The sequence below is a fragment of the Enterobacter cloacae complex sp. P47BA genome (genome assembly GCF_014930485.1).
GTDB classification, from domain to species: Bacteria; Pseudomonadota; Gammaproteobacteria; order Enterobacterales; family Enterobacteriaceae; genus Enterobacter; species Enterobacter bugandensis.
The window spans coordinates 125,982-145,425 of record NZ_JADBRF010000012.1 but is presented as its reverse complement, the minus strand read 5'-3'; the positions used below and the strand labels follow the sequence as shown (position 1 = coordinate 145,425).

The 19,444-nt window shown below is 55.7% G+C and carries 19 protein-coding genes and 1 tRNA gene; 9 read left to right on the top strand and 11 right to left on the bottom strand.

What is annotated here, in order from left to right; genetic code table 11:
- Nucleotides 1–86: 86 nt before the first annotated feature.
- From IM299_RS14015 to syd, 4 genes are all read right to left on the bottom strand, one after another.
- Nucleotides 87–536, bottom strand: coding sequence for a flavodoxin (locus IM299_RS14015; RefSeq protein WP_028014263.1), 450 nt, complete (start codon nt 534–536; stop codon nt 87–89).
- A gap of 24 nt (nt 537–560) precedes the next feature.
- Entirely contained in the window at nt 561–1,337 is a 777-nt protein-coding gene (gene truC / locus IM299_RS14010) for a tRNA pseudouridine(65) synthase TruC (RefSeq protein ID WP_193357653.1), read from the bottom strand.
- Complete coding sequence (locus tag IM299_RS14005) at nt 1,334–1,663, bottom strand: YqcC family protein (protein ID WP_028014265.1); 330 nt, start codon at nt 1,661–1,663, stop codon at nt 1,334–1,336. The genes truC and IM299_RS14005 overlap by 4 nt, the downstream gene beginning before the upstream one ends.
- Nucleotides 1,664–2,293: 630 nt before the next feature.
- Nucleotides 2,294–2,839: a SecY-interacting protein gene (gene syd, locus IM299_RS14000; protein ID WP_028014266.1), complete on the bottom strand. Its 546-nt coding sequence runs from the start codon at nt 2,837–2,839 to the stop codon at nt 2,294–2,296.
- Nucleotides 2,840–2,908: 69 nt separating this feature from the next.
- On the opposite strand from syd, the gene queF reads away from it, so the two are divergent.
- The 5 genes from queF (at nt 2,909) to xni (ending at nt 9,342) form a co-directional block, all read left to right on the top strand.
- Nucleotides 2,909–3,751: an NADPH-dependent 7-cyano-7-deazaguanine reductase QueF gene (gene queF, locus IM299_RS13995; RefSeq protein ID WP_193357652.1), complete on the top strand. Its 843-nt coding sequence runs from the start codon at nt 2,909–2,911 to the stop codon at nt 3,749–3,751.
- A 114-nt stretch (nt 3,752–3,865) separates the two neighbouring features.
- A complete protein-coding gene (gene ppnN, locus IM299_RS13990; RefSeq protein ID WP_023309027.1) occupies nt 3,866–5,230 on the top strand; it encodes a nucleotide 5'-monophosphate nucleosidase PpnN in 1,365 nt (454 codons plus the stop codon).
- Between the two features lie 515 nt (nt 5,231–5,745).
- Complete coding sequence (locus IM299_RS13985) at nt 5,746–7,041, top strand: HAAAP family serine/threonine permease (RefSeq protein ID WP_028014268.1); 1,296 nt, start codon at nt 5,746–5,748, stop codon at nt 7,039–7,041.
- Nucleotides 7,042–7,106: 65 nt separating this feature from the next.
- The gene (sdaB, locus tag IM299_RS13980; protein ID WP_028014269.1) at nt 7,107–8,474 is read left to right on the top strand and encodes an L-serine ammonia-lyase II; all 1,368 of its coding nucleotides are present in this window, start codon (nt 7,107–7,109) and stop codon (nt 8,472–8,474) included.
- Nucleotides 8,475–8,586: 112 nt separating this feature from the next.
- Entirely contained in the window at nt 8,587–9,342 is a 756-nt protein-coding gene (gene xni / locus IM299_RS13975; protein WP_028014270.1) for a flap endonuclease Xni, read from the top strand.
- Nucleotides 9,343–9,404: 62 nt separating this feature from the next.
- Here the strand turns inward: xni and rlmM are convergent, their stop codons facing one another.
- From rlmM to IM299_RS13955, 4 genes are all read right to left on the bottom strand, one after another.
- Nucleotides 9,405–10,505: a 23S rRNA (cytidine(2498)-2'-O)-methyltransferase RlmM gene (gene rlmM, locus IM299_RS13970; protein WP_028014271.1), complete on the bottom strand. Its 1,101-nt coding sequence runs from the start codon at nt 10,503–10,505 to the stop codon at nt 9,405–9,407.
- Nucleotides 10,498–10,893, bottom strand: a complete 396-nt coding sequence (locus IM299_RS13965) for a DUF423 domain-containing protein (protein WP_028014272.1) — start codon at nt 10,891–10,893, stop codon at nt 10,498–10,500. The genes rlmM and IM299_RS13965 overlap by 8 nt, the downstream gene beginning before the upstream one ends.
- Before the next feature lie 39 nt (nt 10,894–10,932).
- The gene (gene gcvA / locus IM299_RS13960) at nt 10,933–11,850 is read right to left on the bottom strand and encodes a glycine cleavage system transcriptional regulator GcvA (RefSeq protein WP_014885066.1); all 918 of its coding nucleotides are present in this window, start codon (nt 11,848–11,850) and stop codon (nt 10,933–10,935) included.
- A gap of 349 nt (nt 11,851–12,199) precedes the next feature.
- Nucleotides 12,200–12,427, bottom strand: coding sequence for a YgdI/YgdR family lipoprotein (locus IM299_RS13955; RefSeq protein ID WP_008499648.1), 228 nt, complete (start codon nt 12,425–12,427; stop codon nt 12,200–12,202).
- Between the two features lie 192 nt (nt 12,428–12,619).
- Between IM299_RS13955 and csdA the strand changes: the two genes are divergently transcribed.
- The gene (gene csdA, locus IM299_RS13950; protein WP_059355331.1) at nt 12,620–13,825 is read left to right on the top strand and encodes a cysteine desulfurase CsdA; all 1,206 of its coding nucleotides are present in this window, start codon (nt 12,620–12,622) and stop codon (nt 13,823–13,825) included.
- Nucleotides 13,825–14,271 (top strand): cysteine desulfurase sulfur acceptor subunit CsdE, encoded by a 447-nt coding sequence (csdE, locus tag IM299_RS13945; protein WP_028014274.1) that lies wholly within the window; start codon nt 13,825–13,827, stop codon nt 14,269–14,271. Before csdA ends, csdE begins: the two co-directional genes overlap by 1 nt.
- Here csdE and tcdA read toward each other — a convergent pair.
- Both tcdA and mltA read right to left on the bottom strand, forming a co-directional pair.
- Nucleotides 14,262–15,068, bottom strand: coding sequence for a tRNA cyclic N6-threonylcarbamoyladenosine(37) synthase TcdA (gene tcdA / locus IM299_RS13940; RefSeq protein ID WP_006811804.1), 807 nt, complete (start codon nt 15,066–15,068; stop codon nt 14,262–14,264). The genes csdE and tcdA overlap by 10 nt on opposite strands.
- Nucleotides 15,069–15,143: 75 nt before the next feature.
- Complete coding sequence (gene mltA, locus IM299_RS13935; RefSeq protein WP_028014275.1) at nt 15,144–16,241, bottom strand: murein transglycosylase A; 1,098 nt, start codon at nt 16,239–16,241, stop codon at nt 15,144–15,146.
- A gap of 209 nt (nt 16,242–16,450) precedes the next feature.
- On the opposite strand from mltA, the gene IM299_RS13930 reads away from it, so the two are divergent.
- Nucleotides 16,451–16,527 (top strand) — tRNA-Met (locus IM299_RS13930).
- Nucleotides 16,528–16,615: 88 nt separating this feature from the next.
- Here the strand turns inward: IM299_RS13930 and amiC are convergent.
- Complete coding sequence (gene amiC / locus IM299_RS13925) at nt 16,616–17,869, bottom strand: N-acetylmuramoyl-L-alanine amidase AmiC (RefSeq protein ID WP_014885071.1); 1,254 nt, start codon at nt 17,867–17,869, stop codon at nt 16,616–16,618.
- 226 nt (nt 17,870–18,095) lie between these two features.
- On the opposite strand from amiC, the gene argA reads away from it, so the two are divergent.
- Entirely contained in the window at nt 18,096–19,427 is a 1,332-nt protein-coding gene (gene argA, locus IM299_RS13920) for an amino-acid N-acetyltransferase (protein WP_014885072.1), read from the top strand.
- The last annotated feature ends 17 nt before the right edge of the window (nt 19,428–19,444 follow it).

The window sequence follows — 19,444 nt, the reverse complement described above, 5'->3', positions numbered from 1 at the left end:
AAAGCAGTGGAAGATACTTCACGGAATTGAGGATTTGATGCGGCTTTGTTGCCGGGTGGCGGCTACGCCTTACCCGGCCTACGAAACTATTTAAGTAGCGTTGCCCAGTGTTCAACCCACGGGTTCGACTCGCTTTCGGGTTCAGGATGCTCACCGGCATCAATCAGCAGCATCTCGCCGACGCGCTGGGCGCTCTGTTCCTGAAGAAGCGCATCGAACTGCTTGCCGCCACCGCAGAAGTTGGCGTAAGAGCTATCGCCAAGGGCAATGATGCCGTAGTGAACGTCCGGCTGGTAGCCAAGCCGATCTTTAATGCCCTGGAAAAGCGGCACGATACTGTCCGGGAGATCGCCCTGACCGGTGGTGGAGGTCACTACCAGAATGTATTTATCTTTATACTTTTCCCAGTCCGCCAGCTCCGGGTCTTCATAGACCGTGGCTTTATGGCCCTGGCTTGTCAAAATCGCCTCAGCCTCTTCCGCTACCAGCAGCGAGTTGCCGTACATTGTGCCGACAAAAATGCCTACTTCAGCCATGCTTTGCTCCCGTAATTATTGCGCTTACCGTTCATCCTGAACGTTGCCTGATACAAACTCAACCCTTTCATTTTCGGGGAGTTGTCCCCGCCAGCCAAACTGTGACAGCGCCTGCGTCCAGACGTCGTCCAGCCCGGCACGAATAATCAGTGGTTCACCGGTAAACGGGTGAGTCAGGCTAAGCTCGCTGGCGTGCAGCATCAGTCTGTTACAGCCAAAATGCTCTGCCGCGCTGCGGTTCTGGCGCAGATCGCCGTGCTTGCTGTCGCCAATAATCGGGTGGCGCAGGTGCGCAAGATGACGGCGAAGCTGGTGCTTGCGTCCGGTTTTGGGCAAAAGCTCAACCAGGCTGTAGCGCGTGGTGGGGAATTTGCTGGTTGCTACCGGCATTTCCGTTGTCGCCATGCCGCGATAATCCGTCACCGCGGGCTGCGGGCCTTTGTCATCGCGGGCAAATTTATCGGCGATTTTGTCCAGCTCCTCCACCAGCGGATAGTCCAGCGTGGCGGATTCGGTCAGCCAGCCACGAACGATCGCGTGGTAGCGCTTCTGGATCTTGTGCTGTTCGAACTGCTGCGCCAGCAGGCGGCCCGCCTCGCTGGAAAGCCCCATCAGCAGCACGCCGGAAGTCGGTCTGTCGAGGCGGTGCGCGGTAAACACATGCTGACCAATCTGGTCGCGCACGGTTTGCATCACCACCACTTTCTCGTCGCGATCCAGCCAGCTGCGGTGCACCAGCCAGCCAGACGGTTTATTCACCGCCACCAGCCACTCGTCCTGATAGAGGATTTCCAGCGTCATGCCTCTTCACCGGCAAACAGGGCGTCCAGTTTTTCCAGTTCAACCAGCATCACATCGCGAGCAGGGTGCGTCGCCTCAAGCGCCATTTCATAGTAGGGAGAAACGGCGAACGCCTGCGGCAAAGGGTGGCCGCCTTCCAGCAGCGCGTGCATGCGCGGGATTAATACCCACTGAAGCCACTCGAACGGTGCCAGCGTATCCAGGCAGAATGGCTGGGTACTGGCAAACGCTTCCGGATTCGGCGCGGTCTCCTGCCACAGCTGATGCTGGCGCAAAAGGGCTTCGATGGCGTGCAACTGAGCACGAACGCTATCGTGTTGCGTCATAGTAACCTCAACTGAAAAAGTGAACGGCGCGCAGCATAGCATTGCGGAAGACAGAAATAAAAAAGGGAGCACTGTAAAAACAGTGCTCCCGGTTCGTTTCGCAGCATTCCAGCTACAATTCGTGCTCCCTGCTCTTCCGTGACAACTTTTCCTGATGCCCGAAGGCCTGGTCATCCTTATACCTTTTGCATCCTGCACACATCTTCCTGACGTGTTTGTTTCGTCCTGAAACGTCCTGGCCTTCCTGACCCACCGACCATCCTGTTCGGTTCTCGTTCTCCTTCCTGGAGGTGTCCCTTACGCGTCCTGCGTTATCCTTTTGCTTCATCCTGAAGCCTTCCTGCAGCGCCATCCTGGCGTGTCCTGAGTAAGAAACGCCATCATCCTGATGTTCGTTTCTCGTGTCGGCATCCTGTCGACGGAGATAGAATCCGCTATTCCGCTTCGTCTTACAACCCACCCTTGCAGCACTGTAAGCCGTAAGAAATCCCTAAAAAAGATGCGATGAACAACTAATTCTTTGAAAAACAGAGTGATATTAATCTGAATTAAATAAGGCAATACTGAATGATCCAGCGATCTCTCACAAACCTTGTAAGAGATCTCTCACACGCGTCGTAGCATCATGGATTACAGAAGTGGCTCAAGCCGGGTAAGGAAATCCGCAAGAGAGGGGGCGAGCGTTTCGCGATTGCGGGTACCGATGGTCTCTTTAATCACTTCCCCGGACAGGTTGCAGACGGATATCACATCCAGTTCGCTGTCCAGCGTGGCAATAAAGAGCGTCGGAGAAAGCTTAAGGCGTTTTTGCGTGACCAGATGACCAATCAGGTTTTCCTGAACACGCTGCAGATCGTCTTCGCTCCAGGTCTGCAACAGCGTCAGCGTCAAATCACCCAAGCGCGCGGGCATATCACCTGCAAACTGCGTGGCATAAAACGCGTGAACCGCTGGTTGTACCACAAGGTCCATAGCCCGTTCAACTGCATTTACATTTTGCTCAGCGGTATTGGGCTTCGGCTGCCAGATAACATAGTCATCCTGCGAAGAGATAATGCACGGCGACGGCACGCCATATAAATCAGCGCTTTGCGGCCATGTTCCGTGCTTTTCATGCCACGCGTCGCAATAGCGGGTTGTGAAGGTAGTAAGGGCATTTGCAGTTTCGATGTCCACCGATTTCTCTCTTCTTGTAAGACAGGATAAACTCTGCCCATAAGTGTACCTGTAAAGTGGCTATGAAACATGTCTTACGAAAATCATCAGGCGTTAACCGGCCTAACGCTGGGTAAATCGACCGATTACCGCGATACCTACGATGCAAGCCTGCTGCAGGGCGTGCCGCGCAGCCTGAACCGCGATCCTCTTGGACTGCATGCGGACGCATTGCCGTTTGTCGGCGGCGATATCTGGACGCTGTACGAACTCTCCTGGCTTAACGCGCACGGTCTGCCGCAGGTGGCCGTGGGCCACGTTGAGCTGGACTATGCCAGCGTGAATCTGGTCGAGTCCAAAAGCTTTAAACTCTATCTCAACAGCTTCAACCAGACCCGATTCAACAGCTGGGACGAGGTTCAGCAAACGCTGGAGCGGGATTTAGCCGCCTGCGCGCAGGGGAACGTGTCCGTCTCGTTATACCGCCTGCACGAGCTGGAAGGACAGCCCATTGCCCACTTCCACGGGACCTGCATCGACGAGCAGGACATCGAGGTGGAGAATTATGAATTCAGCGCCGATTACCTCGAAAACGCGGCGGGCGGAAAAGTGGTTGAAGAGACGCTCGTCAGCCATTTGCTGAAGTCCAACTGCCTGATTACCCACCAGCCGGACTGGGGTTCGGTGCAGATCCAGTACCGCGGCCCGAAAATTGACCGGGAAAAACTGCTGCGCTATCTGGTGTCGTTCCGCCATCACAACGAATTTCACGAGCAGTGCGTGGAGCGTATTTTTAACGATATTCAGCGTTTCTGCCAGCCGGAGAAACTGAGCGTTTACGCGCGCTATACCCGCCGTGGCGGGCTGGACATTAACCCGTGGCGCACCAACACCGATTTTGTGCCAGCAACGGGCCGGCTGGTGCGTCAATAATATAAATATTTTCACAATATGCGTGCGGTATTCCGCCGAAGTGTTGTGAAACGTCACGCGCCAGGGCTATTGTAATCAAAGGGAATGACGATAATCGTCCCATAAGGAGCTCACTTGATTACACATATTAGCCCGCTTGGCTCAATGGATATGTTGTCGCAGCTGGAAGTGGACATGCTTAAACGCACGGCCAGCAGCGATCTTTATCAACTGTTTCGTAACTGTTCACTTGCCGTACTGAACTCCGGAAGCCTGACAGATAACAGTAAAGAACTGCTGTCCCGCTTCGAAAGCTTTGATATTAACGTGCTGCGCCGCGAGCGTGGCGTGAAACTGGAAGTGATCAACCCGCCGGAAGAGGCCTTTGTCGACGGGCGTATCATTCGTTCCCTTCAGGCCAACCTGTTTGCCGTCCTGCGCGACATCCTGTTTGTTAACGGGCAGATTCACAACGCGGGCCGCTTCCAGCATCTCGACCTGGAAAGCTCCGTTCATATCACCAACCTGGTGTTCTCTATTCTGCGCAACGCCCGCGCCCTGCACGTTGGCGAAGCACCAAACATGGTCGTCTGCTGGGGCGGCCACTCGATTAACGAAACCGAATATCTCTATGCCCGTCGGGTCGGAACGCAGCTTGGCCTGCGCGAGCTGAATATCTGTACCGGCTGTGGTCCGGGTGCAATGGAAGCACCAATGAAAGGTGCAGCCGTGGGTCATGCGCAGCAGCGTTACAAAGAGGGGCGGTTTATCGGCATGACCGAGCCGTCAATCATCGCCGCTGAGCCGCCTAACCCGCTGGTCAATGAGCTGATTATCATGCCGGATATCGAGAAGCGTCTTGAGGCGTTTGTTCGTATCGCTCACGGGATTATCATCTTCCCGGGCGGCGTGGGAACGGCGGAAGAGCTGCTCTATCTGCTGGGGATTCTGATGAACCCGGCCAACAAAGATCAGGTTCTGCCACTGATCCTGACCGGCCCGAAAGAGAGCGCCGACTACTTCCGCGTGCTGGACGAGTTTATCGTGCATACGCTGGGAGAAGCCGCGCGTCGTCACTATCGCATCATCATTGATGATGCGGCGGAAGTGGCTCGCCAGATGAAAAAAGCGATGCCGCTGGTGAAAGAGAATCGTCGTGATACCGGTGATGCGTACAGCTTTAACTGGTCAATCCGTATTGCGCCTGACCTGCAGATCCCGTTCGAGCCGACCCATGAAAATATGGCGAACCTGAAACTCTACCCGGACCAGCCGGTGGAAGTGCTGGCCGCCGACCTGCGTCGCGCCTTCTCCGGGATTGTGGCGGGCAACGTGAAGGAGATGGGCATCCGCGCGATTGAGCAGTATGGTCCGTACAAGATCCACGGCGACCCGGAGATGATGCGCCGTATGGACGACATGCTTCAGGGCTTTGTGGCTCAACACCGCATGAAGTTGCCAGGTTCAGCCTACATTCCGTGCTACGAAATCTGCACGTAACGCTCAGTTTCTTCTCCTCAAAGCCGGGGCACCCTGTAGCGGATCCCGGCTTTTTTTATTACCGAATCAATTCATAGGCTTCACTTATAAATTTAACAAACTTACGGCAAACGCAATCGATTACCTCCATTTAACAACCGTAATTTATCAGCCTTAAACTAAATTACCCGCAAGAAAATCCTAAAAACCCATATCTTTACAGCGGAAGACACCTATATTGCGGGCCGCTCTTTTAGCCCACATGTCGTTGGTGGTAGCCTTCGCGCCCGTAAATTCTATTTGATGTTTTTTTAACAGATAAATGGTCTAAAGATGCCCACATCATAAGTGGATTATTGCATTTGGGATCGCGATCACTGATAGATTCATAACGAGAATGTATCTTTCCGCCCGCCAATAGTTACGGGCGAAAATTATTAAAAAACCGTCACTGAACGAATTTCATATTACCGTCAGGCACTTTTTCATCGGATTTGACTAAAAACCTGACAATTTGCTTCCTCCAGGAGATACAGATGGAAACCACTCAAACCAGCACCGTTGCTTCGATTGAATCCCGAAGTGGTTGGCGCAAAACGGATACCATGTGGATGCTGGGCCTTTACGGCACGGCAATCGGCGCTGGTGTACTGTTCCTTCCTATCAACGCAGGCGTCGGCGGTCTGATTCCGCTGATCATCATGGCCATCATCGCCTTCCCGATGACCTACTTCGCACACCGCGGTCTGACCCGCTTCGTGCTGTCCGGTAAAAACCCGGGCGAAGACATCACCGAAGTGGTTGAAGAACATTTCGGCGTTGGCGCAGGTAAACTGATTACCCTGCTCTACTTCTTCGCGATTTACCCAATCCTGCTCGTCTACAGCGTGGCGATCACCAACACCGTTGAAAGCTTCATGACGCACCAGCTGCACATGACGCCGCCACCGCGTGCCATTCTGTCTCTGATCCTGATCGTCGGCATGATGACCATCGTGCGCTTCGGCGAGCAGATGATTGTTAAGGCCATGAGCGTGCTGGTCTTCCCGTTTGTGGCTGCGCTGATGCTGCTGGCCTGCTACCTGATCCCACAGTGGAACGGTGCAGCGCTGGAAACCCTGTCCCTGAGCAGCGCGTCTGCGACCGGTAACGGCCTGCTGATGACCCTGTGGCTGGCGATCCCGGTAATGGTCTTCTCCTTCAACCACTCCCCAATCATCTCCTCTTTCGCCGTGGCGAAACGCGAAGAGTACGGTAATGGTGCAGAGAAGAAGTGCTCCAGCATCCTGGCCCGCGCTCACGTGATGATGGTGCTGACCGTGATGTTCTTCGTCTTCAGCTGCGTACTGAGCCTCTCCCCGGCGGACCTGGCGGCAGCGAAAGAACAGAACATCTCTATTCTGTCTTACCTGGCGAACCACTTTAACGCACCGCTGATTGCGTGGATGGCACCGATCATCGCGATGATCGCCATCACCAAATCCTTCCTGGGCCACTACCTGGGCGCGCGTGAAGGCTTCAACGGTATGGTGATTAAATCTCTGCGCGGTAAAGGCAAGAGCATTGAAATCAACAAGCTGAACAAAATCACTGCACTGTTCATGCTGCTCACCACCTGGGCGGTAGCGACCCTGAACCCAAGCATCCTGGGCATGATTGAAACCCTGGGTGGCCCGGTTATCGCGATGATTCTGTTCCTGATGCCGATGTACGCAATTCAGAAAGTGCCTGCCATGCGCAAGTACAGCGGCCAGGTCAGCAACGTGTTTGTGGTTATCATGGGCCTTATCGCTATCTCTGCGATCTTCTACTCCCTGTACACCATGTTCTGATGAACGCCCGCGCCGCCTTCGGGCGGCGCACTCCTCCCCCTCTGACTGAAAGCAATGGACGCATCATGATTAGCGTATTCGATATTTTCAAAATCGGTATTGGTCCTTCCAGCTCTCACACCGTCGGACCAATGAAAGCCGGTAAGCAGTTCACGGATGACTTGATTGCACGCGGCATTCTGCACGACATCACCCGCGTGGTTGTCGATGTGTACGGCTCGCTTTCCCTGACCGGGAAAGGCCACCATACCGATATCGCCATTATCATGGGCCTGGCGGGAAATCTGCCGGATACCGTTGATATTGACGCGATCCCTGGCTTCATCCAGGACGTGAACACCCACGGTCGTTTGCTGCTGGCAAACGGTGAGCATGAGGTTGAATTCCCGGTTGACCACTGCATGAATTTCCATGCGGACAACCTGTCGCTGCACGAAAACGGCATGCGCATTACCGCGCTGGCCGGCGACAAAGCGGTTTACAGCCAGACGTATTACTCCATCGGCGGCGGCTTTATCGTCGACGAAGACCACTTTGGTCAAACCACCACCTCTTCTGTTGAGGTGCCGTATCCGTACAAAACCGCGGCAGATCTCCAGCGCCACTGCCAGGAGACGGGGCTTTCCCTCTCCGGCCTGATGATGAAAAACGAGCTGGCCCTTCACAGCAAAGAGGAGCTGGAACAGCACTTCGCTAGCGTCTGGGAAGTGATGCGCGGCGGCATTGAGCGCGGGATCACCACCGAAGGCGTTCTGCCGGGCAAGCTTCGCGTACCGCGTCGTGCGGCGGCGCTGCGTCGTATGCTGGTGAGCACCGACAAAACGACAACGGACCCGATGGCCGTCGTCGACTGGATCAACATGTTCGCCCTGGCGGTGAACGAAGAGAACGCCGCAGGGGGCCGCGTCGTCACGGCGCCAACCAACGGTGCCTGCGGTATCGTTCCCGCCGTGCTGGCGTACTACGACAAGTTTATCCGTGAAGTGAACGCTAACTCCCTGGCGCGTTACCTGCTGGTCGCCAGCGCGATTGGTTCTCTGTACAAGATGAACGCCTCCATTTCCGGTGCGGAAGTAGGCTGTCAGGGCGAAGTCGGCGTGGCATGCTCCATGGCGGCAGCGGGCCTGGCGGAACTGTTGGGCGCAAGCCCGGCGCAGGTCTGCATCGCTGCGGAAATCGGCATGGAACATAACCTGGGGCTAACCTGCGATCCGGTTGCCGGACAGGTACAGGTGCCGTGCATCGAGCGTAACGCCATCGCCTCCGTCAAGGCGGTGAACGCGGCGCGTATGGCGCTGCGCCGCACCAGTGAGCCGCGCGTCTGTCTCGATAAAGTTATCGAAACCATGTACGAAACCGGTAAAGATATGAACGCCAAATACCGCGAAACCTCTCGCGGCGGCCTGGCGATGAAGATCGTAACCTGCGATTAAGCCTCTGAGGAAGCCTCGTTTTGCGAGGCTTCTTCCTGTTTTCCCTCACGCTATTCGTTTCATCCTGCCGACAGTGATACCCTTTACCCATTAGATTTAAGGGAGAATATCTGTGGCTGTTCATTTGCTTATCGTCGACGCGCTCAATCTGATTCGCCGAATCCATGCGGTACAAGGCACGCCCTGCAAGGACACCTGCCTGCACGCGCTGGAGCAGCTTATTCGCCACAGCGAGCCGACGCACGTCGTGGCCGTGTTTGATGACGAAGCGCGCAACAGCGGCTGGCGACATCAGCGCCTGCCCGACTACAAAGCCGGACGCGCACCGATGCCGGACGATCTGCATGCCGAAATGCCCGCCCTGCGTGCCGCCTTTGAGCAGCGTGGCGTCCCCTGCTGGGGTGCACAGGGCAATGAAGCCGACGATCTCGCGGCCACCCTGGCCGTAAAAGTGGCAAGTGCCGGGCATCAGGCCACTATCGTTTCAACTGACAAAGGCTATTGCCAGCTGCTCTCCCCCACGATCCGCATTCGCGACTATTTTCAAAAACGCTGGCTGGACGCGCCGTTTATTGCCAGCGAGTTCGGCGTCTTGCCTGAGCAACTGCCGGATTATTGGGGTCTGGCAGGCATCAGCAGCTCTAAGGTTCCGGGTGTCGCCGGTATTGGACCAAAGAGCGCCGCCCAGTTGCTGACCGATTTTCAGAGTCTGGAAGGGATTTACGCCCGTCTTGATGAGGTGCCAGAAAAGTGGCGCAAGAAGCTGGAGGCGCATAAAGAGATGGCGTTTATCTGCCGTGAGGTGGCGACGCTACAGACAGATTTACAGCTGGACGGGAATTTACAGCAGTTGCGGTTAGAACGTTAAAACGTCAACACCGTTTTGTAGGCCCGGTAAGCGCAGCGCCACCGGGCAAAACAAAGCACGCACTATCGCTCGTCGCGACGTCCGCCTACAGCCGCCCACCAGCGACGGATGTGTACCGTCACCTCTTCGCGGTCGTGGTACAACTGACGCGCCTGGATCTCCACGTTAATACCGTGCTCATCCAGCTGTGCCTGAATGTAGGCCAGGTTCTGGGATACCTCCTCGTAGCGCTTTTTCATCGGCAGCTTGAGGTTGAAAATGGTCTCACGGCACCAGCCGTTCACCAGCCAGGAGGCCATCAGCGCGGCCACTTTCGCCGGCTTCTCCACCATGTCGCACACCATCCACGAGATGTTGTTGCGGGTTGGGCGATAGCGGAAACCGTCTTCTCGCAGCCAGGTGACCTGTCCAGTGTCCATCAGGCTTTGCGCCATTGGGCCGTTATCCACAGACGACACCCACATGTTGCGTTTCACCAGCTGATAGGTCCAGCCGCCCGGGCACGCGCCAAGGTCGACGGCATACATGCCGTTAGCCAGACGCTCGTCCCACTCATCTGCCGGGATAAAGACGTGAAACGCCTCTTCCAGCTTCAGGGTAGAACGGCTCGGCGCATCTGCCGGGAACTTCAGGCGCGGGATGCCCATAAAGAATGGCGAATTGTTATTGGTGTACGAATAGCCCGCATAGCAGCAGCCTGGAGCGATAAAGAAGATATGCACCACCGGACGCTTCGGCGTTTCGTAGTTTGTCAGTATGCCCGCGTCACGCAGCGCTGCGCGCAGCGGCACGGTGAACTTACGGCAAAACTTCATCAGCTCTTTGCTTTCGTTGGTATCGGCAACCTCAACGCGCAGGTCGCCGCCCTTCTCCACCACGCCCTGCAGCATGCCCACAATCGGCGTGATGCGATCTTCCGGCGGAAGATCTTTCAGCAACTCACCCGCGACGAACATCTGGCGGGCGAAAATCAGCGAGCTGAACGGCAGCTCGCGCGCCAGCTTGTCGGCGTCTTCAGGCTGATAACACTCGAATACCACATAGCCCGCATTTTCTTTTACGCGAGCAAAGCCGAAGACTTCGCGCTTCGCCGCTTTATCGGTAATTTCCGCGGCGCACTCTTTCTCAAACCCCGGGCGACAATATAAAACAACCTTATTCATGAACAACGCCCTTGCGTTTCAGACGGATAGCTCCGATAAACATTAATACCCAACCCGCCAGGAAGCTCACGCCGCCGACAGGTGTAACAAACGCCCACAGGCGCAAATGCGAGAGGGCCAGACAGTAAAGGCTGCCGCTAAACAGCACGGTACCCAGCGCCATAAATACGCTACTCCAGTAAAACCAGATGCTTATCCGGCGCTGCATCGCTACCGCCAGCCCAAAAATAGCCAGCGTATGAAACGCCTGGTATTCAAGGCCGGTCTGGATCCAGCCCATCTCGACGGCGCCCAAAGACTTGCTCAATACGTGCGCGCCAAAGGCGCCCAGTGCAACAAAAATAAAGCCACTCACCGCGGCAAAAATCAGCATGAATCGGCTGGTCATGTTTAAGTCCTGAATTAATGCGTGCCCGGCACACAAACGTTATTGTTCATACCTGAAGCGGAATTTTTCTTGCTCGCTTGCCGCTTTCGCCAGTATCCACTGCCGGAAGGCGGCTATTTTACCCAGTTCTGCCTGACTGTCATGACAAACCAGATAAAATGCATTCTTGCTGACCAGTACATCATTAAAAGGGCAAACCAGACGGCCTGCCTCAATTTCGGACTGCGCCATCACGTTGTTCGCCAACGCCACGCCCTGTCCGTGAATGGCAGCCTGTAGCACCATCGCACTATGGCTAAAAATGGGGCCCTGCTGCACGTTTATATGACTAAGACCTAATTGACGGGTATAAGTTTGCCAGTCGCGGCGAGAGGCATCATGTAAAAGCGTATGCTGCGCCAGGTCAGCGGGTGTTTTCAGCGCCTTGTCGCCTGTTAAAAGCAGAGGCGAACAGACCGGCAGCAGATATTCTGCGTATAATTTCTCGACACGCAAGCCCGGCCAGTTGCCGCGACCATAAAAAATGGCGACATCCACATCATCGGCCAGCTTGTCTTCCTGACGATCCACCGCCTGGATTCGAACGTCGATCCCCGGATAAGCTGAGTTAAAGCTTGAGAGTCTAGGCACCAGCCACTGAATGGCAAAACTGGGCAATAAACTAACAGTCAGGGCACCTTTTGCACTGCGGGCCTGCAGCTTACGCGTGGCTTCCGTGAGCTGGGAAAAAATCTCTTTAATATCCTGAAAATAGCTCTGCCCCTCTTCGGTCAACAGCAAGGAACGATTACGTCGGCGGAACAGCTTAAGGCCCAGGAAATCCTCCAGGGACTTGATTTGGTGACTTACTGCGGCCTGTGTCACAAAAAGCTCATCTGCCGCACGGGTGAAGCTCAGGTGACGTGCTGCTGCATCAAAAACGCGTAATGCATTAAGGGGTGGCAATCGCTTTGACATGGTTATCTGGCTTAGATGTTAACGGAATTTAACAAACAGGAAACAACGTTTAACCTATTAGTTTTTTTTATCTGAGCCATTATAATTTGTCCGTTGAGGAACTACCAGCAAATACCTATAGTGGCGGCACTTCCTGAGCCGGAACGAAGAGCTTTTTTCGGAATGCGTGTTCTGAAGGGCTTTTGGCTTACGGTTGTGATGTTGTGTTGTTGTGTTTGCAATTGGTCTGCGATTCAGACCACGGTAGCAACGCTACCAATTTTTCACTTCCTGTACATTTACCCTGTCTGTCCATAGTGATTAATGTAGCACCGCCAATTTGCGGTGCTTTTTTTTCGCCTGCGATCGGTTAATGCTCGATCTCTTTCATCTCTTTCACGTCCGTGCGGTTGATCTGCTGCTTGTTCCCGTTAGCATCTTTGTACGAAATCATCCCGGTATCGTTATCGGTAGTCGGTTTCCCTTCCGAAACGATAGAACGACCATCGTTTGTGTGCATCACGTAGTTGTTACCAGAACAGGCGCTCAGGGCAAAAGTAAACGCACAGGCAGAAATGATTGCAGCTGTCTTATTCATGATTATTCTCCTTTAGCAATTAATGCTATTCAAACCTCGATTTATAACAGGCTAAAATATCCGCCTAACACTATTTAGCATAACCTGCTTTTTCGATGTCGCCAGGATAAGCAGACAAATCTGATAGATATCAACCTCCTTGCCCTGCCGCTGAAATTGCGCGACGATCTCTCTATCGACACGAGGAATTCCATGAACGCTTTCAGTCCTGCGCAGTTTCGCGCACAGTTTCCGGCGCTGGCCGATGCCGGTATTTATCTTGATAGCGCCGCCACGGCCCTGAAACCCCAGGCGGTGATCGAGGCCACGCAGCAGTTCTACAGCCTGAGCGCCGGCAACGTACATCGCAGCCAGTTTGCCGAAGCGCAGCGCCTGACCGCGCGCTATGAAGCCGCACGCGATCAGGTTGCACGCCTGATCAATGCCGAAAGCGGGAAAAATATCGTCTGGACGCGCGGCACGACCGAAGCCATCAATATGGTGGCCCAGTGCTATGCCCGCCCGCTGCTGCAGCCAGGGGACGAGATCATTGTCAGCGAAGCAGAGCACCACGCTAACCTGGTGCCGTGGCTGATGGTGGCTGAGCAAACGGGCGCGCGCGTTGTTAAGCTCCCCTTGAGTGCAGACTTCCTGCCTGACGTGGCCCGTCTCCCTGAGCTGATTACCCCCCGCAGCCGCATTCTGGCGCTGGGGCAGATGTCCAACGTCACCGGCGGCTGTCCGGATCTGGCTCGCGCCATTGAGATTGCCCATGCCAGCGGCGTGGTGGTGATGGTCGACGGTGCTCAGGGCGTGGTTCATTTCCCCGCTGATGTGCAGGCGCTGGATATCGACTTCTACGCCTTCTCCGGACACAAACTCTACGGGCCAACCGGGATTGGCGCGCTGTACGGTAAGCCAGAACTGCTGGCAAAAATGACGCCGTGGCTCGGCGGCGGCAAAATGATTACCGAAGTGACCTTCGACGGTTTTAAAACGCAGGAGGTGCCTTACCGTCTGGAAGCGGGCACGCCGAACGTGGCCGGGGTCATCGGCCTCAGCGCCGCACTTGAATGGCTGGCGGAAACGGACGCGGTTCAGGCGGAAAGCTGGAGCCGAGGACTGGCGACGCTGGCAGAGGAAGAACTGAAAAAACGCCCGGGTTTCCGCTCGTTCCGCGTTCAGGATTCCAGCCTGCTCGCCTTTGATTTTGCTGGCGTGCATCATAGCGATATGGTGACGCTGCTGGCCGGATACGGCATTGCCCTGCGCGCAGGACAGCACTGCGCCCAGCCGCTGCTGGCGGCGCTCGGCGTAAGCGGTACGCTGCGCGCCTCGTTTGCGCCGTATAATACCCAAAGCGATGTCGACGCGCTGGTTAGCGCCGTTGACCGCGCCCTTGAAATACTGGTGGATTAATGACTAGCGCTGCTTTAGCCGGACATCCGTTTGGCACGGTCATCACTGAAGAGACCTTAAAACAGACCTTCGCCCCGCTCCAGCAGTGGGAAGATAAATATCGTCAGCTGATCCTGCTGGGTAAACAGCTCCCAGCTCTTTCCGACGATCTTAAAGCGCAGGCGAAAGAGATTGCGGGCTGTGAAAACCGCGTCTGGCTGGGCGTGAGCGTCTCCGGCGAGAAGCTGCATTTCTTCGGCGACAGCGAAGGGCGCATCGTCCGGGGCCTGCTGGCGGTCCTGTTAACCGCCATTGAGGGGAAAAGCGCGGCGGAATTGTCAACGCACTCGCCGCTGGCGCTGTTCGACGAGCTGGGGCTGCGCGCACAGCTTAGCGCCTCGCGCGGTCAGGGCCTGATCGCGCTCAGCGACGCGGTGCTGGACGCCGCACGTCAGGCTCAGGCCTGACGTTCCGCCTTCGCCATCATCTTCTTCAGGGCGTGAGAGACCGCCACAAAGCCAAAAGAGGCGGTTACCATGGTGGCCGCCCCAAAGCCTGACGCGCAGTCCATGCGTTTTGGCCCTTCCGCCGTGCTTTTCATCGCACAAACTGAACCATCCGCCTGCGGGTAGACCAGCGCTTCGGTGGAGAACACGCAGTCAACGCCCAGCTTGCCCTTGCTGTTCTTCACCACATTGAAGTCGCTCTTCAGGCGTTCACGCAGCTTGGCAGCCAGCGGATCCTGAATGGTTTTCGCCAGATCGGCAACCTGGATCTGCGTAGGATCGATTTGCCCGCCCGCGCCACCAGTCGTGACCAGCGGCACCTTGTAACGACGGCAGTATGCGATCAGCGCCGCTTTAGGCCGCACGCTGTCGATGGCGTCAATCACATAGCTGTAGCCTTTGCTCATGTACTCCGCGACGTTATCTGCCGTCACAAAGTCGTCGATCACCGTCACCCGACACTCCGGATTGATGAGGCGAATGCGCTCCGCCATCACCTCGGACTTCGCCAGGCCGACGTTATCACGCAGGGCGTGGATCTGACGGTTAGTGTTGGTCACACAAACGTCATCCATATCAATCAGCGTGATTGCGCCAATCCCGGTTCTCGCCAGCGCTTCCGCCGCCCAGGAGCCGACACCGCCAATGCCCACGACGCAGACGTGCGCATCCGCAAACAGCTGCAGGGCTTTTTCACCATAGAGACGTGCCGTGCCGCCAAAACGCTGGCGCCAGGCATCGCTGATTACCACAGACATAAAACCTCAGATGTAAAAAGGGTGAGGTTTTCCTCACCCTGAACAGTAATCCGTATTGCGCTCAGAATACCACAATCAGCCGCTGAATACGTTTCCGGTGCCCGGCGCGGCCTTCAGCACCCATACGCGTCCGTAGTGGTTATACCAGCCTGCACGGTGACCGGCATCCGGGCCAATGCCCTGATAGATATCAAAGTGCTGTCCCTTAATCGCTCCGCCCACATCCAGGGCTACCATCAGACGCAGCTCATATTTGCCGTTGAACTTGCCGTTGTTGTCGAGCAGAGGGACTTCCGCTAGCAACGTGGTACCCGCAGGAATGATAGAACGATCCGATGCCACCGACGCGCGGCCAATCAGCGGCACGGCGCTGGCCCCTTTCACCGGGGCGAAGTTTTGCGGCTTGAAGAAGACGAACGATGGGTTCTGCTCCAGCAGTTCGCGCACCTCGGCTTCACTGTGCTTTTCGCCCCACTCGCGGATCGCCTGCATCGACATATCTTCTTTTTTCACTTCGCCGCGGTCAATCAGCACCTTACCGATGCTGCGGTAGGCATGGCCGTTTTTCCCGGCATAGCTGAAGAAGTTAAGCGGTGAACCGTCGCCAAAATCAATGTAGCCGCTGCCCTGCACGTCCATGATGAAATTATCCATCAGGGAGTTGCTGTAGGCCAGGACGTAGTTTTCGCTCAGCGCACCGGCGTAGATTTCGGCGCGGGACGGCAGACGGCCGCGTTTTGGCGGCATACGGTAGATAGGGTACTGGAACTCGCCCTGGCGTGTGTGTCGCGCCTGAACCACGGGCGTGTAATAGCCGGTGAACTGGACGTTGCCGTAGTTATCCGCCCCTTCCATTTGCCAGGCATCAATACCAAACTGGCGCATGTTGCGCGTATCGCCGCCCGCCTTCAGCCAGTCCTGTACCGCGCTATAAACATTGTTCTGTGAGCTATACAGACGCGGCGAGGCATTGCGGATCTGGTAGACCTGCTCGGAGAAATCACCGGCGTTGATCGGCGCGCCAACGGCGTCAGGCTGATTAACTAAAGAGAAAGGCTGGGATAACTTCCCGTCTTTATACTGCTGACCGCGATCGGTCGGTTTGGAAGAACAGGCCGCAAGAATCGCTACCATTGCGCCCGCCATCAGATACTTCGCCCAACGTCCTTTCATTATATCTCGTCTTTAAGTTGCCCATTTCCGCGTGATGAAGATAACAAACCGACAAAGCGAATGAAATGCGATCGCATGCCCTTTGGCAAATTCAGAGCAAAAAATAGTCTAAATGTCGCAATGCCGTTCACTTTACATACAAAGTTAATGATTTATGTGAAAAAGGGGTTGCATCACAAACCTATCCGAGTATAGTGCGCTTCCACGGACGCGGGGTGGAGCAGCCTGGTAGCTCGTCGGGCTCATAACCCGAAGGTCGTCGGTTCAAATCCGGCCCCCGCAACCAACACTTCTGAAAACAATAAACACCCTTAAGGGTGTTTTTTTGTATCTGCCGTTTGTGAATTTGCCGGGCATTTCACCCGGCTAAAAACCTACCCGCGCCGCGCCAGCGTCGCCCCGTCTGAGAAATACGCCCGTATCCCCGCCAGAATCGACTCCGCCACCTCCTGCTGGAACTTTGCCGTCTTGAGCTTACGCTCTTCTTCAACGTTACTGATAAACGCGGTTTCTACCAGAATGGACGGGATATCCGGTGCCTTCAGCACCGCAAACCCGGCCTGCTCAACGCTGTTTTTGTGCAGCTTATTGATGTTCCCCAGCTTGCCCAGCACCGCTTTACCAAACTTCAGGCTGTCGTTAATGGTCAGGGACTGCACCATGTCGAACATGGTGTGGTCGACGTAGCGGTCGCCGCTTTTGCTCACGCCACCGATCAGGTCCGAGGCGTTCTGGGTGTCCGCAAGGTATCGCGCCGCGGTACTGGTCGCACCCTTGGTTGAGAGCGCAAACACCGACGAGCCGCTCGGCTGGCGGCTGGTAAAGGCATCCGCATGGATCGAGACGAACAGATCGGCACGCTGCTTCTGCGCTTTCGCCACCCTCACCTTCAGCGGGATAAAGACATCCTCATTGCGCGTCATGTAGGCGCGCATATTGCCCTCTTTATCAATTAACGCCTTCAGACGACGGGCAATTTGCAGCACCACGTCTTTTTCACGCGTATGGTATTTCCCCACCGCACCGGAGTCTTCGCCGCCGTGGCCGGGATCGAGCATGATCACAATCGGACGATCGCGCCCTGCTTTCCCGGGCTGCGGGCCGCTTTGCGCAGGCGGCACCTGACGCTGAAGATCGCCTTTGTTGTAATCCTCCAGCAGGGCGAGAAGCGGATCCTGAATATCCGTCGCATTCGCCGGGTAAAGATCCATCACCAGACGCTCTTTAAACGTCGCGACGGGCGCCAGGGCGAACAGCTGCGGCTTAACGTTCTGCTTAAGCTCAAACACCATGCGCACGGTTTGCGGATCAAACTGACCGACGCGCGCCGATTTAATAAACGGATCGTCACCGCGGATCTGCGCCGCCATGCCTTTCAGCACGGAGTTGAGGTTCACCCCTTCGAGATCCACCACCACGCGTTCAGGGTTGCTGAGGGCAAATTGCTTATATTTCAGCACGCGATTGGATTCAACCGTCACGCGCGTATAGGTCGACGACGGCCAGACGCGCACCGCCACCACCTGACTCGTGGCGGCAAGACCGACCTGGCTGACGCTAAGCAACCACATTGCCCCGGCCCCTTTTAACAAACGGCGGCGGCTTATTGCTGAATTGGATCCCGACATGCTTCTCCCGAGCAAGAAAACAAACTGATATACAAAAGTGCAGATTGACCGAAAACTTTAACGAATGACGCATAAACTGTCATCTATAAAAGGGTAAACAATCATACGTTAACGCACGGATTACTTATTAATTTCTGTAGGTCGCAGAAAATTTGCACTTGCACACGCGCCCACAATCGAATAAAAATACATAAATTACGAATAAACATTCATTAAGGGTTGTGCCATGGTGAAGGAACGTAGAACCGAACTGGTCCAGGGATTCCGCCATTCTGTTCCCTATATCAACGCCCACCGGGGAAAAACGTTTGTCATCATGCTGGGCGGCGAAGCCATTGAGCATGAAAATTTTTCCAGCATCGTCAATGACATTGGCCTGCTGCACAGCCTCGGGATCCGCCTGGTGGTGGTCTATGGCGCGCGCCCGCAGATCGACGCCAACCTGGCCGCTCACCACCACGAGCCGATTTACCACAAACATACCCGCGTCACGGATGCCAAAACCCTGGAGCTGGTGAAGCAGGCGGCGGGTCTGCTGCAGTTGGATATCACCGCTCGCCTGTCGATGAGCCTGAACAACACGCCGCTACAGGGCGCGCATATCAACGTCGTGAGCGGCAACTTTATCATTGCCCAGCCGCTCGGCGTGGACGATGGCGTAGATTACTGCCACAGCGGCCGCATTCGTCGTATTGATGAAGAGGCCATTCACCGTCAGCTCGACAGCGGTGCCATTGTTCTGATGGGGCCGGTGGCGGTTTCCGTAACCGGTGAAAGCTTTAACCTGACGTCCGAAGAGATTGCCACCCAGCTGGCGATCAAGCTGAAGGCGGAAAAAATGATTGGGTTTTGCTCCTCCCAGGGCGTCGTAAACGATGAAGGGGTGATTGTGCCGGAACTCTTCCCGAATGAAGCGCAGGCCCGCGTTGAAGCGCTGGAAGCCGAAGGGGATTACCACTCCGGCACCGTCCGCTTCCTGCGTGGCGCCGTGAAGGCCTGCCGCAGCGGCGTGCGCCGTAGTCACCTGATCAGCTATCAGGAAGACGGAGCTCTGCTGCAGGAGCTGTTCTCCCGCGACGGTATTGGCACCCAGATTGTGATGGAAAGTGCAGAGCAGATTCGCCGCGCGACCATCAACGATATCGGCGGCATTCTGGAGCTGATCCGTCCGCTGGAACAGCAGGGTATTCTGGTTCGTCGCTCCCGCGAGCAGCTGGAGATGGAGATCGACAAATTCACCATTATCCAGCGCGATAACCTGACCATTGCCTGCGCCGCCCTCTATCCGTTCCCGGAAGAGAAAATCGGAGAAATGGCCTGCGTGGCGGTGCACCCGGATTACCGCAGCTCTTCACGCGGCGAAATGCTGCTTGAGCGCGTGGCGGCACAGGCGCGTCAGATGGGGCTGAGCAAGCTGTTCGTCCTGACGACGCGCAGCATTCACTGGTTCCAGGAACGCGGGTTCACGCCGGTGGATATTGATTCTCTGCCGGAAACGAAGAAAGAGATGTACAACTATCAGCGCCGTTCGAAAGTGCTGATGGCCGACCTGGGGTAATCCTTTCTTTGCCGGCG